This window comes from Microvirga sp. GN3 (assembly GCF_055792825.1).
The window spans coordinates 35,101-50,194 of record NZ_JBVVAK010000027.1 but is presented as its reverse complement, the minus strand read 5'-3'; the positions used below and the strand labels follow the sequence as shown (position 1 = coordinate 50,194).

Here is a 15,094-nt window from a genome sequence, read left to right as displayed (position 1 = left end):
CATGAGGGAGGAAGTTTTATGCATATTGTGTCGAGAGCAATCCTGTCTGCGCTGACCGTCGGAACGTTGTCGGCCGGTCCCGTCCTCGCGCAGGAGGTTGCGCCAGCCCACACCGAGACTGTCAAGCGCATCATGGACAGCCAATTCTTCAAGACGGCCGTCGATGCGCTCCAGAAAGATCACGACCGCTGGGTCGGCGAGGTGATCAAGCTGACGGAAATTCCCGCTCCGCCCTTCAAGGAAGAGGCCCGTGCCAAGGCCTATGCGGAGATGCTCAAGGCCCATGGCCTGAGCGATGTCGAGATCGACCAGGAAGGCAACGCCATGGGCGTGCGGAAAGGCACGGGGGGCGGGCCATTGGTGGTCGTCTCCGCTCATCTTGACACCGTCTTTCCAGAGGGGACGGATGTGAAGGTCAAACGTGAGGGAACCCGCCTTGCGGCCCCGGGCGTTGGCGACGACAGCAGCGGCCTTGCCACCCTGCTCAGCATCGTGCGCGCGATGGATGCCGCCGGAATCAAGACGAAGAGCGACATCGTGTTCCTGGGTGACGTCGGCGAGGAAGGCCTGGGCGACCTGCGCGGCGTGCGGTACTTCTTCACGAAGGGCAAATACAAGGACCAGGCCAAGTACTTCTTCTCCCTCGATGGCGGCGGGACGACCCGGATCACGAACTGTGGCGTCGGCTCGAAGCGTTACCGCGTGACCTATAAGGGGCCTGGCGGACACAGCTTCGGCGCCTTCGGCCTCGTCAACCCCATGACGGCCATGGCCCAGACGGTCGTCGAACTCTACAAGGTCCAGACCCCGACCAAGCCGAAGACCACCTATTCGGCGAGCGTCACGCAAGGCGGAACCTCGGTGAACGCGATCCCGAACGAGGTCTGGATGGAGTTCGACATGCGCTCCGAGGACGCCAAGGAACTGGACCGCCTCGAGAAGCGCTTCCTCGCGATTGTGAACCAGTCCCTGGAGACGGAGAACTTCGGCCGGTCCACCAAGGAGGGAACGATCTCGGCCGACATCAAGCTCGTGGGTGATCGGCCTGCGGGACGCACGGACGAGAAGACGGATCTGGTGCAACTGACGACGGCAGCCTTCCTGGCGAATGGCAGCAAGCCAACCTACGAGTGCGGCTCGACCGACTCCAACATGCCGATGAGCCTGAATATCCCGGCACTGACGATCCCGCGTGTCGGCAAATCCGAGCGCTCTCACTCCCTCGACGAGTGGATCGACACGGAACCGGAGAGCAACCACGCCGTGAAGAGGACAGTTCTCACCACGGTGCTGGCCGTTGCAGGAGCGCAGTAACGATCAATGGACCGGGTGCATGCACCCGGTCCAGCCCATTGCGTCGATAGGGAGGCGAAGGCAGGTGGCAGCCGACAGCCAAAGGTCCAGGTAAATGCGCCGGATTATCATCGGCAAGGCTATTCCCCGTCACCGTTCGTAGTCTTGGTCTTGGTCTTGGAGCCATATCTTAGTCTTGGAGCCATAGAAAGTGCGCGCATCCCACACGGCTCTTCTTCAACAGCCAAGACGGACTGCAACGGAAACACGCACTTCAACTTGAACAACGAAGGCTGGCTCAGGATCAGGCAGTGAAGTTCGCCGACGTCTCGGAATATCTGGCACTCCCTGAGTGAGCGGGCATTCGATGAACTAAGTCCCGAAAAATCGGGATAGGGGGAACCTCGCGGTTCCACCCCTCCCACACCACCGTACATACGGGTCCGTATACGGCGGTTCGTCGGATTACTCGACTGGCTGGACGTGGACGGAGGCAAGACCGAGGCCTTTGAAGAAGGCATTGGGGAACGCCATGGAAAGTGCCGGGCTTTGGCTGAGCCGCCATGGGCCGTGAGGGCTACCGGCGGCTTTCGCTGCCAGGTCCTTTCCGACGCCGAGGCGACGCAGTTCCGCATAGCGGTTCGTCCCGTACTTCCATTGCTTCCAGGCGATGGCGCGGAGCCGTCGCCTGACCCATTTATCCAGACCACGCAAGATCCGTGGTGTCTCGCAGAAGCCGAAGTAGCCGCGCCACCCGATGAGATAGCGGGATAGCTCTGGAGCGATCTGCGCGAGGCTGCGCCCTCTCGTCCGTTGCGTGAGCTCTCGGACCCGCTGCCTGAACCTGACCAATGCCTGTGGTGCAATGCACCGCCTGGGTTGGTCGAGGTTGAAGAAGCTGAAGCCGAGGAACTTCCGTTCGGTTGGAGAAGCGACAGCGCTCTTGGCCGTGTTCACCCTCAGCTTGAGGCGCCGTTCGAGGAACCGGGTGACGCTGGCCATGACCCGTTCGCCTGCGCGAGGACTGCGAACATAGATGTTGCAATCGTCGGCGTATCTTGCGAACCGGTGGCCGCGCCGTTCCAGCTCCTTGTCGAGCACATCGAGCATCAGGTTTGAAAGCAGCGGCGAGAGCGGACCCCCTTGCGGGACTCCCTCATCCATCGGATCGACCATGCCGCCCACGAGCACACCTGCCGTCAGATAACGGCGGATGAGTCGGAGCAGGTGCCGGTCCTGCACCCGTTTGGCCACCAGACCCATCAGGATGTCGTGGTTCACCCGATCGAAGGAAACGCCGCCAGACTGCCCATCACCAAGATCTTCCGGCATCGGTGACAGTTACCCGCGCAGGCCATGCCTTTGAGGGACAAGTTTTGGCCTTACTCGCTCGGCTGACACTCCGCGAGAAGCCGGTGCTGCTTGTAGAACTGCCGGATGGTAGCCGTACGCACATTCCAGAGGCTTGGACCGATCTCGGCGCCATCGATGATCCTTCCACTGTTTTTGGAGCAGGCTCCGCCGATCCTGGCCGGCTCGGCGATTTCCTGACGTTGCGGAGCTTGGTGGACACTCTTCTGGAACGGCGCGGCGAGTCGCCGCCCGACGAGGAGAGGTGTCATGCAACCGCAATTGAAGCTGGACTTTCCAGAGGAACCGGCGGACGGGCAGCCGGAATTACCGCCGGCCTGGGAGAGCCTTCAGGCCGAAGCGCGCAGCAACGCCCTGTCTCGCCTGGCACACCTGATTGCTCGCATGTTGGCGGACGCCGGCGCTCCAACCCAGGAGGCGAGCGATGAATGAACACATCAAGATTACCGCCAGCCATCGCGACCGAATGGCGATTGTCTATCTACGGCAGTCGAGCGCGTCCCAGGTCGAGCACAACCGGGGATCGACCGAGCGGCAGTACGCCCTTGCCGCGCGCGCGACCGAACTCGGCTGGCCTTCGGATCGTGTCCTGGTGATCGATGAAGATCTCGGCCTGTCCGGGGCAGGTACCGTAGCCCGTTCCGGATTTGCCCGCTTGACCAGCGAAGTCGCGCTTGCCCGGGTCGGCATCGTACTCGGCTTGGAAGTCTCGCGGCTGGCCCGCAACAATGCCGACTGGCACCGGCTCATCGAGCTGGCCGGCCTCACTGACACGCTGATTGCCGATGCCGACGGCATCTATCACCCAGCGCTCTTCAACGACCGCCTGCTGCTCGGGCTCAAAGGGGCAATGAGCGAGGCGGAACTGCACGTCCTGCGTGCCCGCCTCGATGGCGGCATCCGTAACAAGGCCGCACGCGGAGAGTTGCGCCGGGGATTGCCGATGGGGTTTGTGTGGGGTGAGGATGATGGCGAGATCCTGTTCCACCCCGACGAGGCAGTGGTCCATGCCGTCCGCACCGTCTTCACCCGCTTTGCAGAGATGGGTTCGGCGCGCCGCGTCTGGTTGTGGTTCCGCGAGCACGGAGTGAAGTTCCCCTTGCGCCTGGCTCACGAGCGCGAACTGCGCTGGAGCGAGGCCAGCTACCATGCCATTCACGCTATCCTGTCCAATCCGGTCTATGCGGGAGCCTATGCCTATGGCAAAAGTCGTTTCGAGACGGTTCTTGACGAGACCGGCGCCCGCCGCAAACGGGTGCGCAAGCTACCCCGCAGAGATTGGCAAGTGTTCATCAAGGACCACCACGAGGGTTATATCGACTGGCAGACTTACGAGGCCAATCAGCAGCGCATGGCAAACAACGCCCAGCCCCGCCCACACGCCAAGGCTCAGGAACAGGCCCGCGGCGCCGCCAGAGAGGGCAGCGCGCTGCTGCAGGGACTTGCTCAGTGTGGCCATTGCGGGCGGCGCCTGCATATCCATTACCGAGGGCGTCATGCTAGACCCGGTTATCATTGTCCGGGCAAGGTCCTCGTCGCCGGACGCGGTGTCTATTGTCTGAATGTCGGGGGCCTTCAGGTCGACGAAGCTGTCGTCCAGGCCTTCCTGGCAGCACTGGAGCCTGCGCGGCTTGCCGCCGCGCTCGCGGCGGCCGAGCAGTTGGAGCACGATCGGGAAAGCGTCCTCAAGCAGTGGCGGCTCGATGTCGAGCGCGCGCACTTCGCGGTTAGCCGCGCCGAACGCCGCTATCGCGCTGTCGATCCCGACAATCGGCTGGTGGCGCGCTCGCTGGAACGCGAATGGGAACAAAGCCTCGTTGCCCTCGAAGCCGCAAAGACCGAGCTTGCTCGCCGCGAAGAGGAGCGGCCGCGCATTCTCAGCCCGAAGGAGCGCGACCGGTTGCTGACCCTCGCTCCCGATCTGGCGAGCGTCTGGGCGGCGCCCAGCACGACATCACGCGATCGCAAGGAGCTGCTGCGTACGCTGATCGAGGAGGTTCACGTCACGATTGATCGGGATAAGGCGGCCGGGCACTTGGCTCTGCGCTGGAAGGGTGGAGCGCTTAGCCACATCGACCTCGCGCTCCCGCGCTCGCGGCCTGCAACGGTTCGAACCGACGAGGACACCCTGGCACTGGTGCGGCGGCTGGCTCCTCATTATCCGGACGCCGTCGTAGCCGGCGTTCTCAACCGTCAGGGCCGCCGAACCGCGCGCGGCCACCGCTTCGACGCCAACCGCGTCGGCAATTTGCGGCGTCATTGGAACATTCCCATCTGCAATGCCGATCCGCCGGTTGCCAATGGTGAGGCGGTGACCATTCGAAAGGCGGCCGCTGCGCTCGGCGTGGCGCCGTCGACGCTTCACCGACACATCAATGACGGACTCATTCGGGGCGAGCAGATCACGCCCGGCGCTCCCTGGCGCATCCGCGTGGATGATGAACTCAAGGCGCGCTTCAGGGGTGACGTTGACGACGGTTTCCTACCGATACGCGAGGCCATGGCGCGGCTTGGCATCTCACGCCAAACCGCGTTGCAGCGTGTCAAACGCGGCGAGCTCGAAGCCATTCATGTCGTGCGCGGGAAGCAAAAAGGCATCCACATCAAAGTGATAGATGCGCACCCAGACCTCTTCGAACAAACTCCATGAACCGGGGGGCATTGTGAAAGTCGATCCAAGAATTTCTCCAGATCGATATCCACGACGATGTGGCATCCGTCAGCGATGAACTGCTGAGCAGCGGCCACGGCCTGATGCGCCGAGCGTCCGGGCCGGAACCCGTAGCTCGACGACGAGAAGGTCGGGTCCCAGTCCTCTTGCAGCACCTGCATCACCGCCTGCTGGAGGAAGCGGTCGAGCGCCGACGGAATGCCGAGGCCTCTAGTGCCTCCCGAGGCCTTCGGAATGTCGACGCGCCGCACCGGCTGCGGCTGGTAAGTGCCGTTGAGAAGTTGAGCCCGGATCTCGGGCCAGTGGTCTTTCAGGTGAGCGGCCAGATCGTCGACAGTCATGCCATCGACGCCGGGCGCGCCCTTGTTGCGTCTGACCTGGGCCAGCGCCTTCTTCAGATTGTCGCGAGCGACAATCCTCTCCAACATCGGCCCAACCGGGGCCGCCGGGCTTTCGGGGGCAGGTGCCGCCGGCAGGACTTCGGCTCCTCCGGCGAGTGGGCTCGGGGCTTCACCCTCTGCCGCATCGCCGAAAGCCAACTCGAGTTGGTGTTGCTGCCGCTTGGTCCGTCGAGACACCTGCTCTACTTGCCCTCTCTAACGTTCGGGCCTTCGGTCTTGCGACCTACTATGCCGTCTGCTGACTTCTCCGCCACGATCACGGGCCTCGCGGCCCGCTCAGTCCGGAAGACCGGACATGACGGAGACCTCCCGAGGTAAGTCGACCGCCTTCGCCGCACACCTGCCGAATTTACCACCTCGGTCCTTGATGACCGTGGACTTTGCAGCCTTTCGCCTGCTCGTCCGGCCGAGGCGGCCTCATATCCGGTTCTTGTTCATCAGGTCGCGGTTTTGCTCCACGCTTCCTTCAGACCCCACCTCGCGGTGACGCCCTTGCGCTTTGCTAACCCTTCGCCGTCATCAGGCTGGGTAGAGGACTTACACCTCCAAGCTGTCGAACATGCTCGGCACACGAAAAAAGCCGGGCTCGAAGCCCGGCTAAAGTAGAGGTCCGACAAAAGTCAAAACCTTCCAGAGGGAACGGCCGACACGGCAACGCCGGGAGGAAGAAAGCGGTGCCGCGTTTAAATCAGCCAAGGGTGATATCGGCTGCATGGCGCTTATTTGCAATGCAGCATGCCTCATAAAAGGGCTGCGTTACGGACATAGCCGTGCTCGCAGAATGCATGCATCGGTATTGTCCACCGCCTTCTGAAGTGAAGTTCTCAGATTCTGCGGCGGAGAGCCAGATTGCTGGAGGCGAGGCAAAGCAGTTCGAAGAGTACCTGTGCACCAGCTTGTGCCGTATTGCTCGTCGAATCATATTGAGGCGCGATCTCCACGACATCACCCCCTATGATGTCGATGCCAACGAGGCCGCGCAGAATCTCCAGAACCTCGCGCGGCTGGAGGCCGCCGACCTCCGGTGTTCCTGTTCCCGGCGCGAATCCCGGATCCAGACTGTCAATATCAAAGGACACATAGGTCGGCCCGTCGCCGACGACAGCCCGTGCCTTTTCAACAACAGCGGCAATTCCCATCCTTGGGACCTCCTCGGCATGAATCACCGTCATGCCGGACACATAGGAGAACTCCCACAGATACTCCGCTCCACCGCGAATGCCGATCTGGATCACGCGTTCCGGGTCCAAGGTGCCCTCCAGAACGGCCTGACGAAACGGTCCGCCATGATGAAACTTGGAGTTCTCATAAATGCCGCCGGTGTCGCAATGAGCGTCAATGTGAATCATGCCCACGGGCCGATCCCTGCCGACAGCCGCAAGGATGGCTCGGGTGATTGAATGATCGCCTCCGACCGCGAGCGGAAGGACTCCCGCACTGACAACTCTCCTGAAGAAGTCCTCGATATCGGCGTGACAAGACTCAAGACTGAACCGGCTGCGAAACGGCACATCGCCGATATCGGCTACCTTTGCATCCGCCATAGGCGTCATTCGCAGAACATGTTCATAAGGCCCGATGCGCTCGATGGCGCGCACCGCGCGAGGCCCGAGGCGAGCGCCTGCCCGGTTTGTGACACCGAGATCCATCGGCACGCCGATGAGTGCTACGTCGAGCCCACCGAAATCGGGCAGTTCAACGACATCTGGGCGAAAAGGCGCGTCCAGGAAGGTCGCCGGATCGGCGAACGGCCATTTGCGCCGGTCACTTTCCGAGAACTGGAGGCTTGCTGCCTTACGGAAGTCCGCATCATCAATGTCGCCGCCGGTTGCTCCTTGGTAGCGGGCCCGTAGAGCTTCGAGCTTGTTCTGGTCCACGATCGTCTTCTCCACTCGCTAAGAACATCATCGAAAGATCTTCGGGCGCGTTTGATCGGAGCGCACTGCGTCCTCCAGCCATCGAACATCGTCCTGCTCCCACAGGCCAAGCACGCCGTCGATCAAGCGCTGGGTGCGAGTATCATCGAGAGCCATGGCAGCAAGGCTGCGGATCTTCGCGAAATAGGCCTCGTCCGTGACCGGATTCGCCGGAGAGCCGAGCGCCATCGGCACCCGTGTTTCGTCCGTACGGCCATCACGCGTCACCACCTGCACAAAGGGTTCGTCATTGGCCTCAATGGTGGGATCGACGATCTGGTTGACCCGATTCATGGCGGCCAGAAGCGACGGATTCTGCCGCTCACTCGCCGCATAGGCCGTCAGACCGGCATGTCCCAGGACAAGGCGCGCCGCAAGGGCGTAGGGCAGGCTCATCTGCGCAAACGGCAGTGTGACGACATCCTGGCCGCCGCACATCTCGAAGAGGAAGGGACTGAGCCGCACGTCGATCCGCTCGACATCGTCCGCCGTCAGGCCATTGCGTTCAAGGAGCATTCCCAGCGCGTCGATCGACGAATGCGTACCGCGGCAGGAGGCGTAAGGTTTCAGCGATACCCGTTCCAGGCGCCAGCCTTCGCTGAGCCCGACCGTCAATGCGTCCGGTTGGACCGAAGCGGATGCGAAGGTCGTCAGAAAGCCGCCCCAGACGTCCTCGAAGATCCGGGAAGGGCCAGTAACGCCGGCGCGTGCCAGAAGCGCCGCGAACAGACCGCCCTCGGCAGCCCTCCCCGCATGGATCCGCTTGGTCTGGCTGCCGTCGTGAATGAAGGCCCAGAGGCCGCCACTGAAGCTTGCCGCATGCCCGAGGGCATGCATCACGCCTGCGGCATCAAGCTGAAGAATGCGTGCCGCGGCGACCGCTGCGCCGAAGGTGCCGCAGGTGGCCGTGGAGTGCCAACCGGCCTCATTGTGTGGCGCATATCCCCCGCAGGCTTCCAGGACACGACGCGCAATCTCGTATCCGAGAACGATCGCGTGCAGGAACTCCTCGCCGCTGGCTGGGCGACCCGCGAGGCTGAGCGCCGCCAATGCGGCGGGAAGAACGACGGCGCCCGAATGGTCGCATCCGCCGGTATCATCCAGCTCGAAGGCATGACAGGCGATGCCATTGACGAGGGTTGCGGAGCGAACCGACAGAGTCTCGCTCGTTCCCCAGACAGGAACTGTCCCCTGTGGTTCGGTAGCCCGGATCAGGTCGAGCGCCGCCTGTGCTTCCTGCGAAGCGGCGCCTGCGATCCCGCATGCGAGCGTATCGAGGGTGTGACGCGCCGCCTTCGTTCGAATGGCGAGCGGAAGATCCGATGGAGCGGTCGTGGTGACGAACTGGGCGAGCGTGGCCGCGCGCGGCGTCCCGGCATGCGTGCTCATGAGCTTTGGCGGTCCTGCTGATCCTGTGAGGCCGACAAACGGGCGATTATCAGCGAACGTGACGCCAGTCTCGTGAGGAACCGGCGCCACGACGGATGTTATTTCGCCGGAGCGGCTTCACCGTTGATCATGACGCCGTCGACTTTGGCGGAGGACAGTTCCCACTTCTTGAGCACCTCCGCGTAAGTGCCGTCCTTGATCATCTCGGCGAAGGCCTTGGCGACCGCATCGCGAAGCTGAGTATCCTTCTTGGCGAAGCCCATGCCCTGATGGACAGAAGTGAAGGGCTCTCCGATGATCGCATAGGTATTCGGCTCAAGGCCCATCAGATAGGGCAGCGTCTCGGAGCCCTGCACGGCAGCGTCCAGACGCTTCTGGCGAAGCTGCGTGCGCGCATCCGCCGAACCCTCCGTGCCGACGATCTTCAGAGCCGGTTTTCCGGCCGCCTCACAGGCGGTCTTGCTCCAGGTCTCCATCTCCTTGGGGAACGAGGTGCGGCGGCTCGCGCCGACGGTCTTGCCGCACAGATCAGCCGGGGTCTTGTACTCATCCTTGCGGTCGGCCGTCGTATAGAACTGTGCACCGGATTCCAGGTAATCGACGAAGTCAAGTGTATCCCGGCGAGTAGGCAGATCGCTCATGCCCGATAGGATCATGTCGGCGCGGCCCGTGGTCAGGGCGCTCACCATCTGCTCGAAGCTGATCTCTTCCCATTTGATCTCGACGCCGAGTTTCTTTGCGAGCGCATTGCCGAGGTCGATATCGAGGCCGGTGAGCGTGTTGGTCTTCGGATCCTTGAACTCAAGCGGCGGGTAGTTCGGCACATTGGCCACGATAATGGTTTTCTTGGATGCTATCCGCTCCGGCAGCTCCTGCGCCATTGCGACGCCGCCGGCCGCTATGAGAGCGATGACGGAGCAGAGGATGGTTCTTGATGTCATTGTAGGTTCCCTTCACTTTTGTGGTTGCTGACAATCTCATTTATGCACGGCCGAGATGAACTCCCGGGTGCGCGCCTGTTGCGGGCTTGCGAGGATGGAACGCGAGTCCCCGATCTCCACGAGCTGCCCCTGATCCATGAACGCCGTCCGGTGGCTTACTTCGCGGGCGAAGCCCAATTCGTGCGTCACGACGATCATCGTCATTCCGGTCTGCGCCAGATCCCGCATCACATTCAGGACTTCGCCGACGAGCTCCGGATCCAGCGCCGAAGTCGGCTCGTCGAACAGCAGCAGTTGAGGGCGCATGGCGAGCGCACGGGCGATTGCGACGCGCTGCTGCTGGCCGCCGGAGAGATGTGCCGGATAGACGTCGCGCTTATCGATGAGGCCGACACGGTCCAGCAATGCGTGGGCGCGGTCCCTCGCCTCGTTCCTGTTCTCCTTCAGCACCTGCACGGGGCCTTCGATGATATTCTCGGTGACCGTGAGGTGCGGAAAGAGATTGAAGCGCTGAAAGACCATGCCGATGGATCGCCGCTGCCGGGCGATCTGCGCATCGTCAAGTTCGTGGAGGTTATTGCCTTCGCGCCGGAAGCCGACCAGTTCACCACCCACCCAGATGGCACCACCATCGATGCGCTCGAGCTGGTTGATGCACCGCAGGAAGGTGCTCTTGCCCGAGCCCGACGGCCCGATGATGCACAGCACCTCGCCCTTCTGCACTTTGACGTTGATGCCCTTCAGGACCTCCAGCGGGCCGAAATGCTTGCGGACATCGGCCGCGACGACGAGCGGGGCATCAGGAGAGAGATTCTGAACATCCATATCCTGCTCCTCTTCACTTCGCATTGCCGGCGGCGGCCACGCCCTTGGAGAAATATTTTTCGATTCGTCCCTGGATCAGGCTCAAGATCGTGACCACGACGAGGTACCAGATCGCCGCCACGATCAGGAGTTCGATGACGCGCGAGTTGGCGTAGTAGATGTTCTGCGCGCTATGGAGGATCTCGGCGTACTGAATGACGCTCGCGAGAGACGTGAGCTTGACCATGCCGATGAACTCATTGCCGACCGGCGGGACGATCACGCGCATCGCCTGTGGCATGATGATCCGGCGCAGCATCTGCAACCGCGTCATGCCGATGGTCTGCGCCGCCTCGTATTGCCCCCGGTCGACCGAGAGCAGGCCAGCGCGCACGACTTCCGCCGTGAAGGCCCCCTGCTGAATGCCGAGCCCGAGGAGCGCCGCCACGAAAGGTGTCATGACTTCGACGGTTTTCACCGAGAACAGGCCAGGAATTCCGATGGTCGGGAAAACCAGCGCCAGGTTGAACCAGATCAGCAATTGCAGCAGCGCGGGGATGGCACGGAAGAACCAGACATAGCCCAAAGCCGTCGTCGAGAGGACCGGGTTCTCGGACAGGCGCATGATGGCGAAGACAATCCCGAGGACGATGCCCAGAACCATGGCGAGGATGGCCATCACGATGGTGTTGACGAGGCCGCTCATGATGGCCGGCACCGTCAGGAACTCACCGACGAACCTCCATTCGATCTGCCCGACCGCAAAGGCATGGACGATGACGGCAAGCGCGGCAATCACCAATGCGGCGGCGAGCATCCGCCCGTAGTGGCGGCGCGGGACGAGCGTGAGGTGACTGACTTGATAGACTGTATCGGTCATGGGCCTGTTCTTTCTTCGCTGTTCTTCTTCATGCCTGCCAATCTTTTACGCTCACAACGATTTTTCCAACATGGCTGCCGCTCTCCATGTAGCGGTGCGCCTCGGCCATCTCGGCCAGGGGAAAGATTCGGTCAACCACCGGCGTGATCGCCCCGCGTTCCACATGGGGCCACAAATCCCGCCGCACTCCCTCGACGATCCGGGCCTTAGCGTCGAGCGCCCGGTCCCTGAGAGACGTGGTGTAGAGAGAAGCGCGCTTGGCCATCATGCGGCCCAGCGGGATTTCCGCATCGCGTCCGCTCTGCAGGCCGATCATTGCGATTCGACCATCGGGCGCAAGCGCTTCGATGTTACGGACGAGGTAGGCTGCGCCCATATTGTCGAGGATGATGTCGGCGCCGCGCTGTCCGGTTGCGTTCTTGACGACAGCCACGAAGTCCTCGTCGCGGTAGGAAATGGCGCGCTCGGCCCCGAACTCGACGCAACGTTGCATCTTCTCGCCACCGCCCGCAGTGGCAAAGACCCGCGCGCCGATCGCGCGGGCTGCCTGGATGGCGAAGGTGCCGATCCCGCCCGCGCCGCCATGGACGAGAAGAACGTCGCCTGCGCGGAGCGCCGCGATATCGACGAGATTGGACCACACGGTGCACGCCGCCTCGGGCAATGCCGCCGCCGAGACGAGATCGACATTACGCGGGCGTCGAAGGAATTGGGTGGCGGGAACCGCCACCCTCTCGGCATAGGTGCCACCGGAAACCAACGCGCAGACCTCATCTCCCACGTTCCAGCCCTCGACGTCAGATCCGAGGGCGAGGATCGTCCCGGAACATTCGATGCCGAGGATGCCCGGCAGCGTCGCCGGTGTTCCGTAGGTTCCCTTCCGCTGCAGGAGATCGGCGAAGTTCAGCGCGGTCGCGTGAACGTCGATGACGACCTCGCCTGAGGAAGGGTGCGGATCGGGGACTTCGACCAGAACCAAGGCCTCTGGTCCACCGATATGGGGCAGAACGACAGCACGCATGACGGTCTCCGAAGCAAGCCGGCTCAGGTGCCGGCGTCGATCTTCACTTCGGTCACGGCCTGGCGTTCAAGGCCGAACTTCTGCAGCGCCTGCTTGTAGGCTCCGCTCTTGATCGTCGCCGTCAGGGCCACAGCGACGGCGTCCCGCAAGGCGGCGTCGTTCTTGTTGAATGCGAAGCCGAAGAGCGTCTTGGTCAGAGGCTCGCCCGCCAGGACATAGGTGTTCGGTTCGTCTGCCATGAGATAGGCGACATATTCGGGGCCCAGGACCGCCGCATCGAGGCGTCCCTGCTTGAGGTCGAGGCGCGTCGCCGTGGCGCCGGCCGTGCCGTTGACGCTCGCGGCAGGTTTGCCGGCAGCGACGCAGTTCTTCTCGCTCCAGGCCTGCAGGACCGGGAAATAGTTCGTCGTGCGCGGCGCACCCACGGTCTTTCCGCACAGGTCGGCTTCAGTCTTGATGCTGTCTTTCTTCGACGTAACGGTGAAGGGTTGTGAACCGGTCACCAGATAGTCGACGAAAGTCAGCTTTTCCCGCCGCGACGGCAGATCGCTGATTGCGGTGCCGATCATGTCGATACGGCCGGTGGTGAGAGAGGTCATGAGCTGCTCGAAGCTCATCTCCTCCCACTTCACCTTGACCCCGAGTTCCTTGGCGATGCTTTCGACGAGATCGATGTTCACGCCGATCCGCTCGTTGGTCTTCGGATCCTTATAGGCCATGGGCGGATAGGTGGACTCGATGCCGACCGTGATGGCGCCGGCAGCCTTCACCTTCTCCGGGAGGTTGGCGCTCTGTGCCGATGCGACCGCCGGCACGAGCATTGCGAGAGCCGCTCCGAACGCAGCATGGCAGAAGGTCCGAGCGGACCGATTTCCTCTTGTCATCATATGGTTCCCTTTGGCTAGCGAAAGGCTGCGGTTGCTCCGCGGCTCGTTGCTTTTGTTAAGGGGAGTTCGGGCCCGGTGTGCTTCCTCCACGCCGGATCCGATCAGACATCGATCAGATTTGGGCCCAGGCACGCTGGCGAGTGACGGTCTCCTTCAGGCGTGCGATCTGTTCTGCAACCCGTATCGGCGCAGTTCCGCCATAGCCCGCGCGCGCGGCGACGGCAGCCTCCGGCGTGAGACAGCCGAGCATCTCCTCGCCCAAGCGCGGATCGACGGCCTGGAGATCGGCGGGCGCCAGATCCGAAAGCTCGATATTCTTCTCCTCGCAGTAGCGCACCAGCGCGCCGGTGATCTCATGCGCTTCGCTGAAGGGCACTCCATTGCGGGCAAGCCAGTCGGCGACCTCCGTCGCGAGCGTGAAGCCCTCTGTCGCCTGGGCCCTGATACGGGAGACATCGACCCGCATGGTCGCAATCATGCCCGACATGGCCGGCAGAACCACTTCAAGGGTATCGATGGCCTCGAAGGCGGCCCATTTGTCCTCGGAGAGATCGCGGTTATAGGCGAAAGGAAGCCCTTTCAGGGCCGTCATCATCGCATTGAGACCGCCGATCAGGCGTGCGGCCCGGCCACGGGTCAGCTCCGCGATATCCGCATTCTTTTTTTGCGGCATGATCGAGGAGCCGGTCGCATAACCGTCGTCGAGAACGACCCAGCGGAACTGGCGCGACGACCAGAGGAACACCTCCTCAGCCAGACGCGAGAGGTTCACGCCGATCATTGCGGAGACGAACAGGAATTCCGCCACATGGTCGCGGCTCCCGACCGCATCGATCGAATTTTCGCAGGCCGATTCATAACCGAGTTCTTTGGCCGAGAGTTCCGGATGGAGCGCGATGGCGGAACCTGCCAGCGCCGCAGCACCGAGCGGCGAGCGCGACGAGCGACGGTCCCAATCCTGCAGACGCTCGATATCCCGCGAAAATCCCTGGGCATGAGCCAGGAGCTGATGGGCGAACGTGACCGGCTGGGCGGGCTGCAGATGTGTGAACCCCGGAGCGAGCGTGTTCTGGTGTTCGCTGGCCTGCGCGATCAACGCCTCCTGAAGCGCAAGCAGATCGTTCGCGATCCGCTTCGCCGCACGGCGCAGATGGAGCTTGAGATCGTTGGCGGCCTGATCGTTGCGCGACCGGCCCGCCCGCAGCTTGCCGCCGAGCGGACCGAGGCGCTCCACGAGGACGCGCTCGAGGAAGGTATGCACGTCCTCATCGGCGGAGGACGGCGAGATGTTTCCTTGAGCGAAGTCCTCACCGATCACTGCGAGGGTCTCGCTGATCCTGTCACCTTCGTCCTGCGTCAGGATACCGGTGCGCACCAATTCGCGTGCATGGGCGATGGAGGATTGGAGATCTTCCGGAACGAGACGAAAGTAAGTCTCGGGTGCGCGTGAAAGGCGCATCAGGGCGGCGGAGGGAGGTGTCCGGAACCTTGCTCCCCAGAGTCGAACGGGTTGGGTCATT

Annotated in this window: 14 protein-coding genes; 3 read left to right on the top strand and 11 right to left on the bottom strand. The window is 62.7% G+C overall.

Annotated features, from left to right (window positions below; translation table 11 throughout):
• Positions 1-18: 18 nt before the first annotated feature.
• Positions 19-1,314 (top strand): M20/M25/M40 family metallo-hydrolase, encoded by a 1,296-nt coding sequence (locus ACS5Q1_RS15135; protein WP_473098975.1) that lies wholly within the window; start codon positions 19-21, stop codon positions 1,312-1,314.
• 444 nt (positions 1,315-1,758) lie between these two features.
• On the opposite strand, the gene ACS5Q1_RS15130 is transcribed toward ACS5Q1_RS15135, so the two are convergent.
• Together ACS5Q1_RS15130 and ACS5Q1_RS15125 are read right to left on the bottom strand one after the other, a co-directional pair.
• Positions 1,759-2,625, bottom strand: a complete 867-nt coding sequence (locus ACS5Q1_RS15130; RefSeq protein WP_473098974.1) for a group II intron maturase-specific domain-containing protein — start codon at positions 2,623-2,625, stop codon at positions 1,759-1,761.
• Between the two features lie 50 nt (positions 2,626-2,675).
• Complete coding sequence (locus ACS5Q1_RS15125; protein ID WP_473098973.1) at positions 2,676-2,915, bottom strand: hypothetical protein; 240 nt, start codon at positions 2,913-2,915, stop codon at positions 2,676-2,678.
• Here ACS5Q1_RS15125 and ACS5Q1_RS15120 point away from each other — a divergent pair.
• Together ACS5Q1_RS15120 and ACS5Q1_RS15115 are read left to right on the top strand one after the other, a co-directional pair.
• Complete coding sequence (locus tag ACS5Q1_RS15120) at positions 2,914-3,096, top strand: hypothetical protein (protein WP_473098972.1); 183 nt, start codon at positions 2,914-2,916, stop codon at positions 3,094-3,096. The genes ACS5Q1_RS15125 and ACS5Q1_RS15120 overlap by 2 nt on opposite strands.
• Positions 3,089-5,314 carry a recombinase family protein gene (locus ACS5Q1_RS15115; RefSeq protein ID WP_473098971.1) on the top strand — a complete coding sequence of 742 codons (2,226 nt, stop codon included), beginning with the start codon at positions 3,089-3,091 and terminating at the stop codon, positions 5,312-5,314. Before ACS5Q1_RS15120 ends, ACS5Q1_RS15115 begins: the two co-directional genes overlap by 8 nt.
• On the opposite strand, the gene ACS5Q1_RS15110 is transcribed toward ACS5Q1_RS15115, so the two are convergent.
• The 9 genes from ACS5Q1_RS15110 to argH all read right to left on the bottom strand — a co-directional run bounded on the left by ACS5Q1_RS15110 (position 5,233) and on the right by argH (position 15,093).
• Complete coding sequence (locus tag ACS5Q1_RS15110; protein WP_473098970.1) at positions 5,233-5,913, bottom strand: reverse transcriptase domain-containing protein; 681 nt, start codon at positions 5,911-5,913, stop codon at positions 5,233-5,235. The genes ACS5Q1_RS15115 and ACS5Q1_RS15110 overlap by 82 nt on opposite strands.
• A gap of 647 nt (positions 5,914-6,560) precedes the next feature.
• Positions 6,561-7,616 carry an agmatinase gene (gene speB / locus ACS5Q1_RS15105; RefSeq protein WP_473099001.1) on the bottom strand — a complete coding sequence of 352 codons (1,056 nt, stop codon included), beginning with the start codon at positions 7,614-7,616 and terminating at the stop codon, positions 6,561-6,563.
• Positions 7,617-7,640: 24 nt separating this feature from the next.
• The gene (locus ACS5Q1_RS15100) at positions 7,641-9,041 is read right to left on the bottom strand and encodes an MmgE/PrpD family protein (RefSeq protein ID WP_473098969.1); all 1,401 of its coding nucleotides are present in this window, start codon (positions 9,039-9,041) and stop codon (positions 7,641-7,643) included.
• 98 nt (positions 9,042-9,139) lie between these two features.
• The gene (locus ACS5Q1_RS15095; RefSeq protein WP_371826896.1) at positions 9,140-9,922 is read right to left on the bottom strand and encodes an ABC transporter substrate-binding protein; all 783 of its coding nucleotides are present in this window, start codon (positions 9,920-9,922) and stop codon (positions 9,140-9,142) included.
• Positions 9,923-10,018: 96 nt separating this feature from the next.
• The gene (locus tag ACS5Q1_RS15090; protein WP_473098968.1) at positions 10,019-10,807 is read right to left on the bottom strand and encodes an amino acid ABC transporter ATP-binding protein; all 789 of its coding nucleotides are present in this window, start codon (positions 10,805-10,807) and stop codon (positions 10,019-10,021) included.
• A gap of 13 nt (positions 10,808-10,820) precedes the next feature.
• Positions 10,821-11,666: an amino acid ABC transporter permease gene (locus tag ACS5Q1_RS15085; protein ID WP_473098967.1), complete on the bottom strand. Its 846-nt coding sequence runs from the start codon at positions 11,664-11,666 to the stop codon at positions 10,821-10,823.
• A 28-nt stretch (positions 11,667-11,694) separates the two neighbouring features.
• On the bottom strand, positions 11,695-12,687 hold the full coding sequence (locus tag ACS5Q1_RS15080) for an NAD(P)H-quinone oxidoreductase (protein ID WP_473098966.1): 993 nt from the start codon (positions 12,685-12,687) through the stop codon (positions 11,695-11,697).
• A 23-nt stretch (positions 12,688-12,710) separates the two neighbouring features.
• The gene (locus ACS5Q1_RS15075) at positions 12,711-13,574 is read right to left on the bottom strand and encodes an ABC transporter substrate-binding protein (RefSeq protein WP_473098965.1); all 864 of its coding nucleotides are present in this window, start codon (positions 13,572-13,574) and stop codon (positions 12,711-12,713) included.
• Positions 13,575-13,686: 112 nt separating this feature from the next.
• Positions 13,687-15,093, bottom strand: a complete 1,407-nt coding sequence (gene argH, locus ACS5Q1_RS15070) for an argininosuccinate lyase (protein WP_473098964.1) — start codon at positions 15,091-15,093, stop codon at positions 13,687-13,689.
• Between the last annotated feature and the right edge of the window lies 1 nt (position 15,094).